The sequence below is a fragment of the Zunongwangia pacifica genome (genome assembly GCF_023499215.1).
GTDB lineage: Bacteria > Bacteroidota > Bacteroidia > Flavobacteriales > Flavobacteriaceae > Zunongwangia > Zunongwangia pacifica.
The window spans coordinates 1-15,394 of sequence record NZ_JAKHSK010000026.1 but is presented as its reverse complement, the minus strand read 5'-3'; the positions used below and the strand labels follow the sequence as shown (position 1 = coordinate 15,394).

Annotated in this window: 14 protein-coding genes and 1 pseudogene; 13 read left to right on the top strand and 2 right to left on the bottom strand. The window is 35.9% G+C overall.

Going from position 1 to position 15,394, the window contains the following annotated elements:
• Window positions 1-34 precede the first annotated feature (34 nt).
• Window positions 35-2,266 (top strand): tetratricopeptide repeat-containing hybrid sensor histidine kinase/response regulator, encoded by a 2,232-nt coding sequence (locus tag L1967_RS15810; RefSeq protein ID WP_249602476.1) that lies wholly within the window; start codon window positions 35-37, stop codon window positions 2,264-2,266.
• Window positions 2,267-2,338: 72 nt separating this feature from the next.
• Here the strand turns inward: L1967_RS15810 and lpxK are convergent, their stop codons facing one another.
• Window positions 2,339-3,340, bottom strand: coding sequence for a tetraacyldisaccharide 4'-kinase (lpxK, locus tag L1967_RS15805; protein ID WP_249602475.1), 1,002 nt, complete (start codon window positions 3,338-3,340; stop codon window positions 2,339-2,341).
• Between the two features lie 191 nt (window positions 3,341-3,531).
• Between lpxK and L1967_RS15800 the strand changes: the two genes are divergently transcribed.
• The 5 genes from L1967_RS15800 (at window position 3,532) to L1967_RS15780 (ending at window position 8,450) form a co-directional block, all read left to right on the top strand.
• Window positions 3,532-4,626 carry a Nif3-like dinuclear metal center hexameric protein gene (locus L1967_RS15800; protein WP_249602474.1) on the top strand — a complete coding sequence of 365 codons (1,095 nt, stop codon included), beginning with the start codon at window positions 3,532-3,534 and terminating at the stop codon, window positions 4,624-4,626.
• Window positions 4,627-4,628: 2 nt separating this feature from the next.
• Window positions 4,629-5,408, top strand: a complete 780-nt coding sequence (locus tag L1967_RS15795) for a zinc ribbon domain-containing protein (protein WP_249602473.1) — start codon at window positions 4,629-4,631, stop codon at window positions 5,406-5,408.
• 177 nt (window positions 5,409-5,585) lie between these two features.
• Window positions 5,586-6,158, top strand: a complete 573-nt coding sequence (locus L1967_RS15790) for a UBA domain-containing protein (RefSeq protein WP_249602472.1) — start codon at window positions 5,586-5,588, stop codon at window positions 6,156-6,158.
• 7 nt (window positions 6,159-6,165) lie between these two features.
• Window positions 6,166-6,828, top strand: coding sequence for a peptide-methionine (S)-S-oxide reductase MsrA (gene msrA, locus L1967_RS15785; protein WP_249602471.1), 663 nt, complete (start codon window positions 6,166-6,168; stop codon window positions 6,826-6,828).
• Window positions 6,829-6,968: 140 nt separating this feature from the next.
• On the top strand, window positions 6,969-8,450 hold the full coding sequence (locus tag L1967_RS15780) for a potassium/proton antiporter (protein WP_249602470.1): 1,482 nt from the start codon (window positions 6,969-6,971) through the stop codon (window positions 8,448-8,450).
• A gap of 12 nt (window positions 8,451-8,462) precedes the next feature.
• Here L1967_RS15780 and L1967_RS15775 read toward each other — a convergent pair whose 3' ends face one another.
• Window positions 8,463-9,818, bottom strand: a complete 1,356-nt coding sequence (locus L1967_RS15775; protein WP_249602469.1) for an FAD-dependent oxidoreductase — start codon at window positions 9,816-9,818, stop codon at window positions 8,463-8,465.
• A 272-nt stretch (window positions 9,819-10,090) separates the two neighbouring features.
• On the opposite strand from L1967_RS15775, the gene L1967_RS15770 reads away from it, so the two are divergent.
• The 7 genes and pseudogenes from L1967_RS15770 to L1967_RS15740 all read left to right on the top strand — a co-directional run bounded on the left by L1967_RS15770 (window position 10,091) and on the right by L1967_RS15740 (window position 15,240).
• Window positions 10,091-10,336, top strand: a complete 246-nt coding sequence (locus tag L1967_RS15770; RefSeq protein WP_249602468.1) for a hypothetical protein — start codon at window positions 10,091-10,093, stop codon at window positions 10,334-10,336.
• Between the two features lie 115 nt (window positions 10,337-10,451).
• Window positions 10,452-11,108 carry a flavin reductase family protein gene (locus tag L1967_RS15765; RefSeq protein WP_249602467.1) on the top strand — a complete coding sequence of 219 codons (657 nt, stop codon included), beginning with the start codon at window positions 10,452-10,454 and terminating at the stop codon, window positions 11,106-11,108.
• A complete protein-coding gene (locus L1967_RS15760) occupies window positions 11,105-11,263 on the top strand; it encodes a DUF2256 domain-containing protein (RefSeq protein ID WP_249602466.1) in 159 nt (52 codons plus the stop codon). Before L1967_RS15765 ends, L1967_RS15760 begins: the two co-directional genes overlap by 4 nt.
• Window positions 11,256-12,545, top strand: coding sequence for a DASH family cryptochrome (locus tag L1967_RS15755; RefSeq protein ID WP_249602465.1), 1,290 nt, complete (start codon window positions 11,256-11,258; stop codon window positions 12,543-12,545). Before L1967_RS15760 ends, L1967_RS15755 begins: the two co-directional genes overlap by 8 nt.
• A pseudogene (locus tag L1967_RS15750) lies at window positions 12,530-14,077 on the top strand (cryptochrome/photolyase family protein). Before L1967_RS15755 ends, L1967_RS15750 begins: the two are co-directional and overlap by 16 nt.
• Before the next feature lie 163 nt (window positions 14,078-14,240).
• On the top strand, window positions 14,241-14,396 hold the full coding sequence (locus L1967_RS15745; RefSeq protein WP_249602464.1) for a lmo0937 family membrane protein: 156 nt from the start codon (window positions 14,241-14,243) through the stop codon (window positions 14,394-14,396).
• 142 nt (window positions 14,397-14,538) lie between these two features.
• A complete protein-coding gene (locus L1967_RS15740; RefSeq protein WP_249602463.1) occupies window positions 14,539-15,240 on the top strand; it encodes a hypothetical protein in 702 nt (233 codons plus the stop codon).
• Window positions 15,241-15,394 lie beyond the last annotated feature (154 nt).

Sequence of the window (15,394 nt, the reverse complement as noted above, 5' to 3'; positions counted from 1 at the left end):
CTTTAGTTCCAATTTTAAGCCGTTTAGCTGTAAAATGAATAAGTTAAAGCTTACGTTTTTCCTGCTTTTTTCATGCTTTTTAATTTTTTCATCTAGTGCCCAAAATAAGAACAGAGAAGAAATTACCCGTCAAATTGATAGTCTATTAACGAGTGCAGAACTTTCTATAAATAGATATGAATTCGACAAAGCCAAAAATGAACTTAACCGATCATTAGAATTAGCTAAGGATAGTAATCATAAGAGGTATATTGCTTTAGCTAGCAGCATATCCTCCAAGCTCGATTACATTCGTCACAACTATAGTGATGCTACAACCTCACTAAATAGAGCTATCGCCATCCAAAGGGAAATTAAGGATGAGACAGGTCTTGCTTACAGTTATCTTAGTTTCTCTAAAATCCTTATTTCTCAACAAGAACGGCAGCGTGCCATGGATTATTTAAATCTATCCGAGAGTCATTATAAAAAATCTAAAGAGAAAAACATACCCGATTACCTTGCGCTCTTAAACCTGCAACGCGCTATTTTATCCTTAAATCTAGAAGAGCAACCCGATAAAGCCTTTCTTTATTTAAAAGAATCCCAGAAGAATTTAGATTCCATTGCCAATCCTTACGAATGCGCCCGGCTCAATTATTATTTAGCCAAAACAGAACTTTTAAGGAAAAATCCTGATGAGGCCATTAAGTATGCAAATGCTTCTTTAACCATCTCTAAGCAAAACCAGTTTAATGGTATGACCATGAGCTGCTACGAAATTCTTAGCCAGATCTACGAATCTAAAGGCAATAGTACTGAATCCCTGCAATATTTAAAACTTTCGAATAAGGAGAGAGACAAGATCTTTGATATTAACAAAGAAGTATTAGCAGAAGATCATTATGGCAAATATGGCCTTGATGCGCTCCGAAGTGAGATACAGGAACTCTCTGCCCAAAAAGAAGAAAACGAACGTTCTTTAAAAGTAAATAAGCTTACTACTATTTTGAGTGTAGCCCTAATCACTATTCTATCTTTACTAACTCTATCGTTATATAAAAACAATAATCTTAGAGCTAGGGCCAACGGATTACTACAAAAGAAAAACCGTGAACTTACTTTGGCTAAAGAAAATGCTGAAAGAGCTACCACCGCTAAAGCTCAGTTTTTAAGCACCATAACGCACGAGCTTAGAACTCCGCTTTACGCCGTTACAGGATTAACGCATTTATTATTAGAAGAGAACCCCACTCCTAATCAAAAAGAGCATCTTAATTCTTTAAAATTCTCAGGGGAATATTTATTGAGTTTAATCAATAATATTTTAGACCTTAATAAACTTGAAGCCAATAAAGTTGAAATTATAAATTCTTCCTTCGATCTGAAGAAAAGAATTTCAGATGTCCTGGTAGCCCTTAAAAATTCTGCCGACGATAAGAATATTAAAATACATTTCAATTTCGAAAAAACAATTCCGAAGAAATTAAAGGGAGATCCGCTAAAACTATCGCAAATTTTAATCAATCTCATCGGAAACTCTATCAAATTCACTGAAGACGGAGATATCTGGATAAAAGTTGGGCTGTTAAAACAAGTAGAAGACGAAGTGCTTCTTCATTTTGAAATTGAAGATAATGGCGAAGGAATTTCAAAAGAAAAACAAAAGGAGATTTTTGAGAATTTCACCCAGGGCTCTACACAAATTAATCGCAAGTTTGGTGGCACCGGCCTAGGACTTTCTATTGTTAAAAACCTGCTGAGTTTAATGGAAAGCGAAATCACGCTGGAAAGTGATTTAGGCAAAGGCTCTAAATTCTCTTTCGATTTAAAATTCTTGGTTATAGAGCCTGCTACATTTGCAAAAGAACAAAAAGAAGAATTACCTGCTGAAAAAGAGGATTATTTAGAAGGTAAAGAGATTTTGGTGGTAGAAGACAATAAGATTAACCAAATGATCACTAAAAAAATTATTGAGAAACATAAAGCAATTTGTAAAGTGGCCGATAATGGTACTACCGCGATCGAAATGGTAAAAGAAGGAGATTTTAACCTGATCTTAATGGATATTCACATGCCTGGCATTAGTGGTATCGAAGCCACAAAAGAGATTAGAAAATTCAATAAAGAGATACCGATTATTGCCTTAACTGCGGTAACCTTAGATGAAAATCTGGATGAATTTTATCTTAATGGATTTAATGATATTATCCCTAAACCCTATAAAACCGAGGAATTCTTTGCAAAGATCAACAAGTATTTAGCAAAACAGGAGCCCCAAGCATAAAGCCAGACCTACAGCTATCCTTTAGGTTGGGGCACATAAGATCTCTAAAAGTTTCTCGACTTTTATTTGGTCCTACTGCTTAAATTCAGTTATAAACTTATTTATCCTGCTTAAAAAATATGCTTCATTTTCTACAAAAGACGTTTCTATAGGCAGATAATAAAGCGGAACCGTAATTTTATCTTTTAGCCGCATAAAATCTTTCTCGGTCGTAAGAATGCATGCTTTAGTATTCAATAGGTTTATTTCTGTTTCTGTAAAATTGTGATGATCTGGAAATTTTTGATGCTCAAATTGTATATTTTGTTTTTCTAAATGCTGAATAAAAGGGGCCGGCTTAGCGATCCCCGTTACCACCGTGCAGTTATCACACAAATCACTAAAATAATATTGTGTTGTACCATCTGAAATGGTTTCAGCATATTGAATGGTCGAAAAAAACAAATTCTGATATTGTTTAATCTGAAGCTTAAATCTTATATGTTCTCTCTCTTTAAGGGGAATATTTGGGGGACATTTAGTAACGATAATGACTTGCGCCCTATCGGCACCCGAATAGGTTTCACGAAGATTCCCCGTAGGCAATAAAAAATCGTTAGCATAAAGATCGCCATAAGCGGTAAGCAAAATATTAAAACCCGCTTTTACTTTTCGATGCTGAAAGGCGTCGTCTAAAAGAACAATTTTTGCATGTTTTTTTCGCAATTCAGCGATACCATTTCTACGATCGGCATCTACAGCAACCATTACCGCTGGAAATTTATTCTTGAATTGTAAAGGCTCATCCCCTGTCTCAATAGCTTTTTCATCCCCTTTAAGCAATAAAAAACCATCAGTAGATCGCTTATAGCCCCTACTTAAAACAGCCATGTTTTTGTAGTCTAATTTCCGCAGTAAATATTCGATCATTGGTGATTTCCCAGTACCGCCGGTGCTAATATTTCCTACGCAGATCACCGGGAAGTTATAACTGGTACTTTTTAAAATGCCTGCATCAAAAAATTTATTTCTAAACCATACAATTATACCATAGAGAAAGGCAAAAGGCAAAAGGAATTTTCGTAGTAAATTCATATAAGGCAGGCTATAATATCTATCTTTGACATCTAATTTTTAGGTTTCACTATTAAAAACAGCTTTTACATCGAGAAAGTCCATTAAATAGCAACCGCTAATTTCACCAATAATACATTGTTTTTAACAACAACCTAAATTTTTATAGAATTAGCAAAAAACCTGTATTAAGGCATTTAAAATTTAAAAATATGATTATTCAGGATATCATAAAAGAAATTGAGGAATTTGCTCCATTAAATTATGCGGAAGACTTTGATAATGTGGGACTTTTGGTTGGTGGCAAAAATACCACAGTTACCGGAGCGCTTATCACCTTAGATACGCTTGAAGCAACCGTAGACGAGGCTATCGCAAAGAATTGTAATCTTATTGTAAGCTTCCATCCCATTATATTTTCCGGACTTAAGAAAATTACGGGAAAAAATTATGTGGAACGTGTGGTTTTAAAAGCGATAAAAAATGACATCGCTATTTACGCTATTCATACTGCATTAGACAACCAGTATAAAGGAGTTAATGATATGATTTGCGAAAAAATCGGACTCATAAACCGGCAAATATTAATTCCGAAGAAAAAAAGTATCAAAAAGCTACTCACTTTTGTACCCAAGAATGATGCTGAAAAAGTTCGAAAAGCAATCTTTGATGCAGGCGGCGGAAGTATTGGAAACTATGATCACTGTAGTTTTAATGTAAATGGGCAGGGAAGTTTTAAAGGAAACGAATCCTCTAATCCTGTAATTGGAGAACGCGGAAATCTTCATTATGAAGAAGAAACCCAAATTGGGATTACGTTCCCCTCTCATTTAGAAGGTAAAATTTTAAATGCCCTATTTACCTCGCACCCTTACGAAGAAGTTGCTTACGAGATTACCAGCCTGGAAAATAGTAATCAGCATCTTGGGATGGGAATGATTGGCGAGCTGGAAGAACCGCAGGAAGAAAAAGCCTTTCTAAAAGCGATAAAATCGACTTTTAAAACTGGCTGTATACGCCATTCAGAATTATTAGAAAAACCGATTAAAAAGGTGGCCGTTTTGGGTGGAAGTGGCGCTTTTGCCATCGAAAATGCAAAAAGAGCCGGAGCAGATGTGTACATCACGGCAGATTTAAAATATCACGACTTCTATAAAGCCGAGAAAAATATAGTGTTAGCAGATATTGGACACTATGAAAGCGAACAATTTACAAAAAATTTACTATATTCTTTTTTAACGAAAAAATTTAGTAATTTTGCACTTATTTTAGCAGAGACAAATAGCAATCCTATCAAGTATATTTAAGTATGGCAAAGAAAAATGATCTTACTGTAGAAGAGAAGTTAAGAGCTTTATACGATCTTCAGTTGGTAGATTCCAGAATTGATGAAATTCGAAACGTGAGAGGCGAACTTCCTTTAGAGGTACAGGATTTAGAAGATGAAGTAGCCGGATTGAATAAACGTTTACAAAAATTAGACGGTGATATCGAAGTGATTAACAACGATATCAAGAATAAGAAAAATCTTATCGACGAGTCTAAAACCACTATTAAAAAATATTCTGAGCAGCAAAAAAATGTTCGTAACAACCGAGAATTCAATGCCTTAACAAAAGAAGTTGAATATCAGGAATTGGAAATCGAACTTGCTGAAAAACACATCAAAGAATATAAAGTTCAGATTGAGCAAAAGAAACAGGTGATCGAACAAACTAAAGAACGTTTAAAAGATCGCCAGGCGCATTTAGATCACAAAAAAGGTGAGCTTGATGCGATACTTGCTGAAACAGAAAAAGAAGAGCAGGCACTTATTGACCGATCTGAACAGTACGAAGAAGAAATCGATGCGCGTTTAGTAAAGGCGTATAAGCGTATTCGTAGTAATGTAAAGAATGGATTGGCAATTGTACCGGTAGAGCGTGGTGCTTCTGGAGGTTCTTACTTTACCATTCCGCCACAGGTGATTATGGAAATTGCCGGTAGAAAGAAAATCATTACCGATGAGCACAGTGGTCGTATCCTTGTTGATGAAGACTTAGCGAAAGAAGAAAAAGAAAAAATGGATCAACTTTTCCAAAGCATGTAATCGCTTAGAAACTGATCAAAATTTCATAAAACTGCTTAAAGATATTGGATATTTTTAAGCAGTTTTTTTATACCCAAAAATCAGCAATACCCCAGTAATAACATTGATTAACAAGGATTTCACAATTTTAAGTGCTTAAAAAGCTAACTTTACTTTATAACTAGCACTTACTTTATAATGAAAAAAACAATTTTACTCCTATTCATTTTTATAGCTTTTTCCTGTAAAAATACCAACAGTGACAAATCTGAAGTTGAGCCTAATGACATTGCTCCAGTAGAAAGTAACGAAGCAGCAGCAGATAAAGAAAGTGATATTAATCGCTACGATAATATCGACAACCTTGAAGAATCTGTAGACACTTCTAAAACCAATAGCAGTGCCGGTGAAATTTCAGGAAGATATACTAAGCAGGGAGAATTAGATGAAGCCTGCAATTGTTACTGCATAGAAGTAAGCCTTACCGGAAATTCAGAGTTTTGCCTTCAACCCGATCGTATGTATATCAATGTTAGGTTTAAGAAAACTGTTAATGGTTACGATGCCTTTTATGTAAGTCCTTCTTCAAGAAATAAGAATAGAGATTTACCCTGGGAAGATTTCTCTAAAGAAGATGCCATTGCAAGCCTTAAAGCTACAAATAATGGCCTGGAACTTGATTGGTTAGGTTTTAAGATAGATGGCCAAATCGCAACAGATTATGCCATTTTCGGAAAAAAAACCTTAGAAGGAAATTTCACAAAAAGTTAATTATAATATGAGATCATTTTTTTTAACTACCGTATGTTTAATATGTTTTGCCTGCGGAAATAATGCCCAAAACAAACCAGCTACAAAACCTGAAATCGCAAATGCCAAACCTGTTGAAGTTCCTTTAGAAAATGGCATGGCTAAAGCTTATTTTGCCAGTGGTTGCTTTTGGTGTGTTGAAGCTGTTTACGAAAGCGTAAAAGGTGTAGATGAAGCAATTTCTGGATATTCTGGCGGTCATACTAAAAACCCTACTTACGAACAAAGCAATACCGGGAGAACCGGTCATGCTGAAAGTGTAGAAGTTATTTATGATCCAGATGTGGTGAGCTTTGAAACTTTGGTGAAAGTCTATTTTGGATCCCAAAACCCTACTCAAGTTAACGGGCAGGGACCCGATCATGGTTCACAGTATCGTTCTATAATTTTCTATCAAAATGAAGAACAAAAACAAATTATAGAGAACGTAAAAGCCCAGGTAGCTAAAAACTATGATAAGCCTATTGCAGCTGAAATTTTACCATTTCAGAAATTCTGGGTAGCCGAGGATTATCATCAGGATTATGAAAAGTATCATCCAGAAAATCCATACATCCAAAAAGTATCTATTCCAAGGATTAACAGGTTCAAGAAAAAATTCCCAGAGCTTTTAAAAGAAGGAGCTCATTAAAATCGAAAGATACTAAAAAAGCAGCCCGAAATTGTCTAACTTCGGGCTGCTTTTTTTTCAACTTTAAGCATAAGCATCTAATCATTTCAACATCAATTATCGCGTAAAAGTGTATTTTAGTAAAAAATTTGAAATACCCCATGAGCATCACCATAGAGAACATTCTTTTAATAGGTTCCCTACTACTTTTTATAAGTATTCTTGCTGGTAAAACATCCTATAGATTTGGTGTTCCTACTTTGGTTTTATTCCTTTCTGTAGGGATTTTAGCTGGAAGTGAAGGCATTGGCGGTATCTATTTTAACGACCCTGAAATCGCTCAATTCATTGGGATTGCATCCTTAAATTTTATTCTATTCTCAGGGGGATTAGATACAAACTGGAAAAGTATAAAACCTGTTGTTTGGCAGGGAATTTCACTATCTACGCTTGGCGTTTTATTTACGGCACTTGGAGTAGGAACTTTTGTTTGGGCTATTACCGATTTTTCTATTTATGAAGGATTATTGCTAGGTGCTATTGTTTCTTCTACAGATGCCGCGGCAGTTTTCTCTATTTTAAGATCTAAAAATCTGGCTCTAAAATCACATTTACGACCCACCTTAGAGTTAGAAAGTGGTAGTAACGACCCCATGGCCTATTTTCTCACCATTGCCTTTCTTGGCATAGTGTTAAACCCTGAGCAAAGCATCTGGAGCATTATTCCCCTTTTTATCCAGCAGATATTAATTGGTGGATTGTTAGGTTTTATTTTCGGGAAACTTTGCAAAATCGTCATCAATAAAATAAGATTAGATTTCGACGGATTGTATCCGGTACTGGCCATTGCGCTGATGTTTATTGTTTTTTCAGCAACTAATTTTATGGGCGGTAACGGATTTTTAGCCGTTTATTTAAGTGGGGTTTATCTGGGCAATCAAAACCTTATCCGTAAAAAAACCATCATGCAAATGTTTGATGGACTTGCATGGCTCATGCAAATCGTTCTTTTCCTTACTTTAGGCCTACTGGTATATCCAAGCCAGATTGTACCGGTTGTGGGAATCGGACTGGTAATTTCTATATTCTTAATATTTATCGCCAGGCCAATTGGTGTTCTTATAAGTCTTTCATTTTTTAAAATGAAAATGCGCAGGCGTTGGTATGTAAGCTGGGTGGGACTGCGTGGTGCTGTCCCCATTGTATTTGCCACCTACCCATTACTTGCCGGTGTAGATAAAGCCAACTTCATTTTTAATATTGTATTTTTTGTTTCGCTAAGTTCTGTAATTATCCAGGGAACAACGCTATCTGTAGTGGCAAAATGGCTGCATGTCGCGCTTCCCGATCAGGTAAAACCCAAAAGCCAGGTAGAAACTTTCTTATCTGATGGGGCTAAATCTATAATTCGGGAAATTCATATATCGCCCAAAAATAAGGCCGTGGGAAAACGAATTGTAGAAATTGGTTTCCCTAAAAAAGCGATCATCGCCATGATCTCTAGAAACGAACAATTTATTACTCCAAAAGGAACTACAGAGATTGAAGCAGATGATATCCTTATCGTTCTTAGTGAAGATAAACGCACCATGACACATGTTTATGATGCCTTAGAAGTAAAAGGTGAAATGGAAGAAGTCTAAAATTTATGCCTCCTAAACAGGGATTTCTTCTCCTAATAATTCCAGGATTTTTTCCTCAATTTCCGCACTATCCCATTTGGCTTCAATATTTGGGATTTTTAAAATCTCTGCCATAATTTTTTCCTGCTTATCACCTATTTTTAAAGCTTCAGCATAAGAATGATCCGAAAAAGTTACGCGAGAATAAAGGGGTACCCAGGCTTCAGGATGATTTTCAGCAAATTTCTTTTCTATTTTTTTCTGAAGTAAAAATTTAGGATTTGCCGTTTTGCTACTCATTTCTACAAAATTCCTGTAGCTTAATTCAGCAATTGCATCTCCATTTGGTTTGCGGGCCATTTGGTATTCAGAAAATATTTTATCCCAGTCATCACCATATTCTTCCATCTTATCAAAAAGCACTGAAATATCTTCAAAACCAGCATTCATTCCCTGCCCGTAAAACGGCACAATGGCATGCGCCGAGTCGCCTATTAAAGCAATTTTATCATCGTAGCGCCAGGGAAAACATTTTATAGTCACCATAGCACTGGTAGGATGATTAAAAAAGTCTTTCTTCAAGTTAGCAATATCTTCTTTGATATCTGGAAAATATTCTTCAAAAAAGCGCTCAGCTTTCCCCTCGGTATCGATACTCTCAAAAGACACTTCACCTTCAAACGGCATAAATAAGGTACAGGTAAAACTCCCATCTAAATTAGGCATCGCAATTAGCATAAATTTACCACGTGGCCAGATATGAAAAGACGCGTTATCCAGCTTATGCGAACCATCAGGGTTTGCAGGGATGGTAAGTTCTTTATAAGCCACATCGATAAAATGTTGCGAATAATTGAACCTGCTTTGTCGCTGCATTTTGTGCCTAACCCTGGAGAATGCTCCATCTGCACCAAAAATAAGATCGAATTTATACTCGGTCCACGGTGTTGTTTCTGCAGCGCCGGTATAAATTTTAGCTTGCTTTAGATCGATATCCCACACTTTCTCCTCAAATCTAAAAACCGCACCGGCCTCTTCAGCGAGGTCGATCATTTTTCGGTTTAAAATTCCGCGTGAGATCGAATAGATCGCTTCGCCCTCTTTCCCATATTTCTGAAAATAAAGAGGCTTGTCATTTACGTGCATGGCACGCTTATCCAAAGGCAGGGCAATTTTCCTAATTTCGTCTTCTAAACCAATCCTTCGCAACGCATTCCATCCACGATTAGACATCGCCAAATTTATGGATCTGCCCGAAAATTCGACCTTCCTAACATCTGGTCTACGATCAAAAATAGTTACCTGATGACCGGCTTTTCTTAAATAAATAGCTAGTAAAGAACCTACCAGGCCAGAACCTACGATTGCAATATTCTTGGATTGTTGCATGAATTATTTTGAAGTACGCGATCTGCTTTTATAAAAAAACAAATACAATTTAGAATACAAAAATACAGATATTTTACGAAAGACCCTGTTCTTTAGCATTTATGCAACATTTGGAAGCTATGCATTACTAAATAAACGCCTGATTTTACAAAGGGAGTTATTACGCAACAATTCATAATCTTTCATTAAAAACCTACTAAAATTGGTTAATTGATTGATTTTAAAGAGTTCTAAATCCTACTTTTAGTAATACTAATTAAAATTCAAAAATTATGGATCAAGAGAAAATTGATAATATGCGTTCCACTTTAAGCAAGCTGGAAGACATTAAAAACAGTCAGGAAAGCATTATCGATAAGATAAATCATGTAATCACCGATTTATTTGAGCATCCTGATAAAGAATTAGAAAAAGCTATGGAAAATGCGCATCAGCGATCTTCAGATAATATCGAGACCGTGAATGAAGCCATCGAAGCTTTTGAAATGAAAATTAATCAATTAGAATTACAGGATTAATTTAAAAATCCATTAACAGCACGTCTAAAAACAGAATTGTAAATTGAGGTTAGTTTAAAAAACTAGCCTCTTTTTTATTGAATATAAAAGTATCACTTCAAAAATAGAATTTCTCATGAAACATGTTAACGCCAGCGATATTGAAGGTATGGAAAAGATCTTTAGGTTAAACCTTATCAATAGCATCTCTGGATATAAAAGCGCCAACCTTATCGCCACAAAATCTAAAGAAAAAGGAGCCAATGTCGCCGTTTTTAGTTCGGTTACCCATCTTGGTAGTGATCCCGCGCTTATTGGATTTATAACCCGACCAACCACCGTACCACGAAACACCTACAAAAACATTAAAGACACTAAATATTTCACGGTAAATCATATTCATCAGGATATGATCGCCAAAGCACATCAAACCGCGGCGAAATACGACGAAGAAATCTCTGAATTCACCAAAACCGGACTTGAAGAAGAATATCTAGATGAATTCTTTGCGCCTTACGTAAAACAATGCGCGGTTAAAATTGGCTGCGAATATGTAAATGAATATGAGATCAAAGAAAACGGAACGGCTTTGGTTATTGGTGCGATTAAGCATGTTTATTTTGATGAAAGCATCCAAACGCCAGATGGCTGGTTGCGATTAGAAGATGCCGGTACCGTTACCATCAATGGTTTAGACGGCTATGCTTTGCCAACACTTTTAGACCGATTTCATTACGCAAGACCAGGACAAGAGATTAAGAGTTTTTTTGATAAAAATGAATCAAGAGATTGAGGAATGTAAAGAAAAAGCACTTACCAGAAAAGATTTGCCCCGTGTGCAAAAGGCCATTTGGCTGGCGTAAGAAATGGGCGAAAAATTGGGAAAATGTAATTTATTGTAGTGAAAAATGCCGAAGAACTAAAAGTGAAAAAATAATTAATGGGTAAAGGATTAATCTGGTTTGAAAATAATTTAAGAGTAAAAGACAATAAGGCATTATTTGAGGCCTGCGAAAAGCATAAAAATGTAATCGCAGTGTACTGTTTTGATCCCAGAAAATTTAAAGAAACCAAATACGGATTTCCAAAAACCGGTAAATTCCGAGCTAAATTTTTAATGGAAAGCATTGCTCCACTTCGGAAGAAGTTAGAGGAATTAAATATCAGCTTACTCACATTCCATAAAAAGCCGGAAGAAATTATTCCTAAAATTATAGAAAATCACCAGATTGAAGCAATTTATTTTCAGGAAGAATGGACTGCGGAAGAAAAACAGGTGATCGATACGTTAAAAAAGGAACTTCCAACTATCGATTTTCGGTCTTTTTACACGCAATTTTTATTTCATCCAGAAGATATTCCTTACGATGATTTTAGTGAAATCCCAAAGGTGTATACTGAATTCAGAAAGAAATGCGAAAAATACGTTCAGGTTCGCAAAGAAATTGAAATTCCACCGCAAAAACCAGCAAGCAATCTTATAGAAAACACTTCAAAAATCCCCAATCTTAAGGATCTGAGATTGGAAGATTTTCAGCAAGATCCTAGATCTGCATTTCCGTTTAAAGGTGGCGAAGCTGAAGCCTGGAAAAGAATTGACCACTACTTCTGGAAAACGAAGAAGCTTTCAGACTACAAAGAAACACGTAATGGATTGCTGGGTAAACACTACAGCTCTAAACTTTCGGCCTGGTTGGCCAACGGAAGCATTTCTGCAATAAGTATTTATCACGAAGTCAAAAAATTTGAGCAAGAAATCACCAAAAATCAGGATACGTATTGGCTGATCTTTGAGCTGATCTGGCGTGATTTTTTTAAATACATCTCGCAAAAACATGGAAACTCGATCTTCTGTTTGGGCGGAATTTTAGATAAAGAACTGGATTGGAACTTCAGCAAAGAAAAATTGCGAAACTGGATCGATGGCGAAACCAACGAAGAGTTTGTAAACGCGAATATGAACGAAATCGCCGCTACCGGATTTATGAGTAATCGTGGTCGGCAAAACGTTAATAGTTTTTGGGCAAAAGAATTAAAGCAAGACTGGCGAGCAGGTGCCGCTTATTTTGAAAGTGTTTTGATCGATTACGATGTGCATAGCAACTGGGGCAACTGGATGTACAATAGCGGCGTGGGTAACGATCCCCGAGATCGAAAATTTAACATCAAAAAACAGGCAGCGCATTACGATCCTGACAACGAATATGTACATACATGGCTAAAAAAGTAAAGAAATTACGGTTAATCTTAGGCGATCAATTAAACCATCAGCATAGTTGGTTTAAAGAAGAGCAAGACGATATCATTTACATCTTGATGGAAATGCGCCAGGAAACCGATTATACCGTACATCATATTCAAAAAATAGTGGGCTTCTTTTTAGCGATGCGAAATTTTGCTGAATATCTTAGGGAAAGAGAGCATGAGGTGATTTATTATCATATTAACGATTAAGAAAATAATCAGGATCTGGTTGAAAATGTAAAGCAGCTGATTAAAAAAAATGATATCGAAAAATTCGAATATCAGCTTCCCGATGAATATCGTCTTGATGAACAATTAAAGGAAATTTGTGACTCGCTTTCGATCGAATCTGAAGCTTATGATACCGAACATTTTCTAACCAGCCGTGATGATCTGGAAAAGTTTTATAAAGGCAAAAAGCAAATGACAATGGAATATTTTTACCGCGATATGCGGAAGAAATATGACATTATGATGGCCACCAAAAATGATCCTGAAGGTGGAAAATGGAATTTTGATAAATCGAACCGAAAAAAATGGACCGGTAAACCTGATATTCCGCATGAGCGTGGTTTTAGAAAAGATGTTTTTAATCTGGTAAAAGAGATTGAAAAAGCCGGCATTAAAACCATAGGAAACATCAATACGAAAAGCTTTAATTGGCCAACGTCACGAGAAGATAGTCTTTCAGTTCTAAATTATTTCTGTAAAAATTTACTGGTGCATTTTGGTGATTTTCAGGATGCATTGCATACCGATGAGGCCTACCTTTTCCACTCCAGATTATCCTTCTGCATGAATACAAAAATGCTAAGCCCAAAAGAGGTGATCAATTCGGTTGTTAATTATTATTACGATCATAAAGATGATATCGATATTTCTCAGGTAGAAGGTTTTGTACGGCAAATATTAGGTTGGCGGGAATATATGCGGGGCATTTACTGGCTAAAAATGCCAGGATATCGCAGAAGCAACAAGCTGGATAATCAGAATAAATTGCCTCCTTTTTTCTGGGATGGTAACACGAAAATGAATTGTTTACATCATGCCATCACGCAAAGTTTAGATAATGCTTACGCACATCATATTCAGCGCTTAATGATCACAGGAAACTATGCATTACTTACCCAATGCCATCCCGATGAAGTTGATGCCTGGTATTTGGGAATTTATATCGATGCGATCGAATGGGTAGAAATCACCAATACCCGTGGCATGAGCCAATTTGCTGATGGCGGCATTGTAGCGACAAAGCCTTATGTATCCAGCGGAAGTTATATTAATAAAATGAGTAACTACTGTAAAAGCTGTCATTACAAAGTGAGTAAAAAGACCGAAGAGGATGCCTGCCCTTTTAATAGCCTATACTGGAATTTTCTGGACGATAAAAAAGAATTCTTTAAAAACAACCAGCGAATGAATATGATGATGAGTTTACTGGAAAAAAAAGAGGCTAAAGAAATCTCTAAAATTAAAGAACGAGCCTCCCAAATTATTAAAAATCCCTCAGATTTTTAACAAACGAGTTAATTACGAGTTAAATAGTTTTTAGCCAGACAGGCTATTCTATAAATTAGATTTAACTAACTGGTTGATAATGGATTTTAAAGCCTTATCAAAACCAAAAAATTAAAACTAACAATTAACTAATGTGATCAAAAGTCACTAAAAACCAACTAAAATGAGAGATATAATTTGGCTAATCATTGTACTATTAATTATTGGATGGCTTATAGGTTATTTTGCCTTTCCAGACTTAGGAAGTATTATACATATCCTAATTGTACTGGCGGTAATTCTATTACTTTATAGACTACTTACAGGACGCAGGTTATAATTTTTATAAAATCGAATCTATTGAAAACCTCCCAAAATCGGGAGGTTTTCTTTTTCTATTATCTTAATATAAAATTTAAAGCTCGCTCTGCGAGCTATTTAATTGTTTTGTACCTTTAAAACTTACGGCTAAACACTCAATTATGAAAAAAACATTGTTCCCCCTTTTAGTTGCATTAAGTATTCTTTCCTGTAAAAATGCTGAAAGTGACAAAAGCAATTCTGAAATGAATACTAAAAATACTGAAGTAGCTGCATCAGAAGAAAAAGACGGCATTGGAAATACCATAGCGATGGCCAATGGGCTTGATAAGTTTAAAAACGCTACGGAAGTTGAATTTACCTTTAATGTAAAAGTAAACGATACGCTACGCTCTTCCAGACACTGGAAATGGAATACCAAGACCAATGAAATTAGCTTAACGGAAAACGACAGTACAGCAACTTACACTCAAAACGATTCGATTCCTGAAAGTAAAGTTAGTATCGACCAGAAGTTTATAAATGACTCTTACTGGCTGCTTTTTCCTTATCAATTGGTATGGAGCGATGCAACACTTACGGAAGAAAAAGAAGTACCCGCGCCTATTAGCGGTGATACCCTGAATAAATTAGAAGTGTCTTATAGCGCAGATGGTGGTTACACGCCTGGAGACACTTACGATATTTACTATGGTGACGATCACATGATCGAAGAATGGGTTTATAAAGCTGCAGGCGGTGATCGACAAATGGCTACGACCTGGGAAGATTACGAAGAATTTAAAGGCATCCCAATTGCCAAAATGCACAAATCTAAGGATGGAAGCTTTCAACTCTATTTTACTGATATTGTGATAAAATAAGCTGCATTATTTATAGAATATTAAGACACTATCCCGTAAAGTGTGTAAGTTTTAAATAAAGGGGTTTGATTTTATAACTTAAAGTTGAACCCTTTCTTCATATATGGTCAAGAACTGATTGAGGATAATCCCCCATTTTCTAACAGGCATTGTC

Coding starts and splice junctions, on each gene's coding strand:
- L1967_RS15755 (WP_249602465.1), top strand. CDS start 11,256: ATGGGTAAAGGATTAATCTGGTTTGAAAATAATTTAAGAGTAAAAGAC.
- lpxK (WP_249602475.1), bottom strand. CDS start 3,340: ATGAATTTACTACGAAAATTCCTTTTGCCTTTTGCCTTTCTCTATGGT.
- L1967_RS15780 (WP_249602470.1), top strand. CDS start 6,969: ATGAGCATCACCATAGAGAACATTCTTTTAATAGGTTCCCTACTACTT.
- msrA (WP_249602471.1), top strand. CDS start 6,166: ATGAGATCATTTTTTTTAACTACCGTATGTTTAATATGTTTTGCCTGC.
- L1967_RS15775 (WP_249602469.1), bottom strand. CDS start 9,818: ATGCAACAATCCAAGAATATTGCAATCGTAGGTTCTGGCCTGGTAGGT.
- L1967_RS15770 (WP_249602468.1), top strand. CDS start 10,091: ATGGATCAAGAGAAAATTGATAATATGCGTTCCACTTTAAGCAAGCTG.
- L1967_RS15740 (WP_249602463.1), top strand. CDS start 14,539: ATGAAAAAAACATTGTTCCCCCTTTTAGTTGCATTAAGTATTCTTTCC.
- L1967_RS15765 (WP_249602467.1), top strand. CDS start 10,452: ATGAAACATGTTAACGCCAGCGATATTGAAGGTATGGAAAAGATCTTT.
- L1967_RS15795 (WP_249602473.1), top strand. CDS start 4,629: ATGGCAAAGAAAAATGATCTTACTGTAGAAGAGAAGTTAAGAGCTTTA.
- L1967_RS15790 (WP_249602472.1), top strand. CDS start 5,586: ATGAAAAAAACAATTTTACTCCTATTCATTTTTATAGCTTTTTCCTGT.
- L1967_RS15745 (WP_249602464.1), top strand. CDS start 14,241: ATGAGAGATATAATTTGGCTAATCATTGTACTATTAATTATTGGATGG.
- L1967_RS15800 (WP_249602474.1), top strand. CDS start 3,532: ATGATTATTCAGGATATCATAAAAGAAATTGAGGAATTTGCTCCATTA.
- L1967_RS15810 (WP_249602476.1), top strand. CDS start 35: ATGAATAAGTTAAAGCTTACGTTTTTCCTGCTTTTTTCATGCTTTTTA.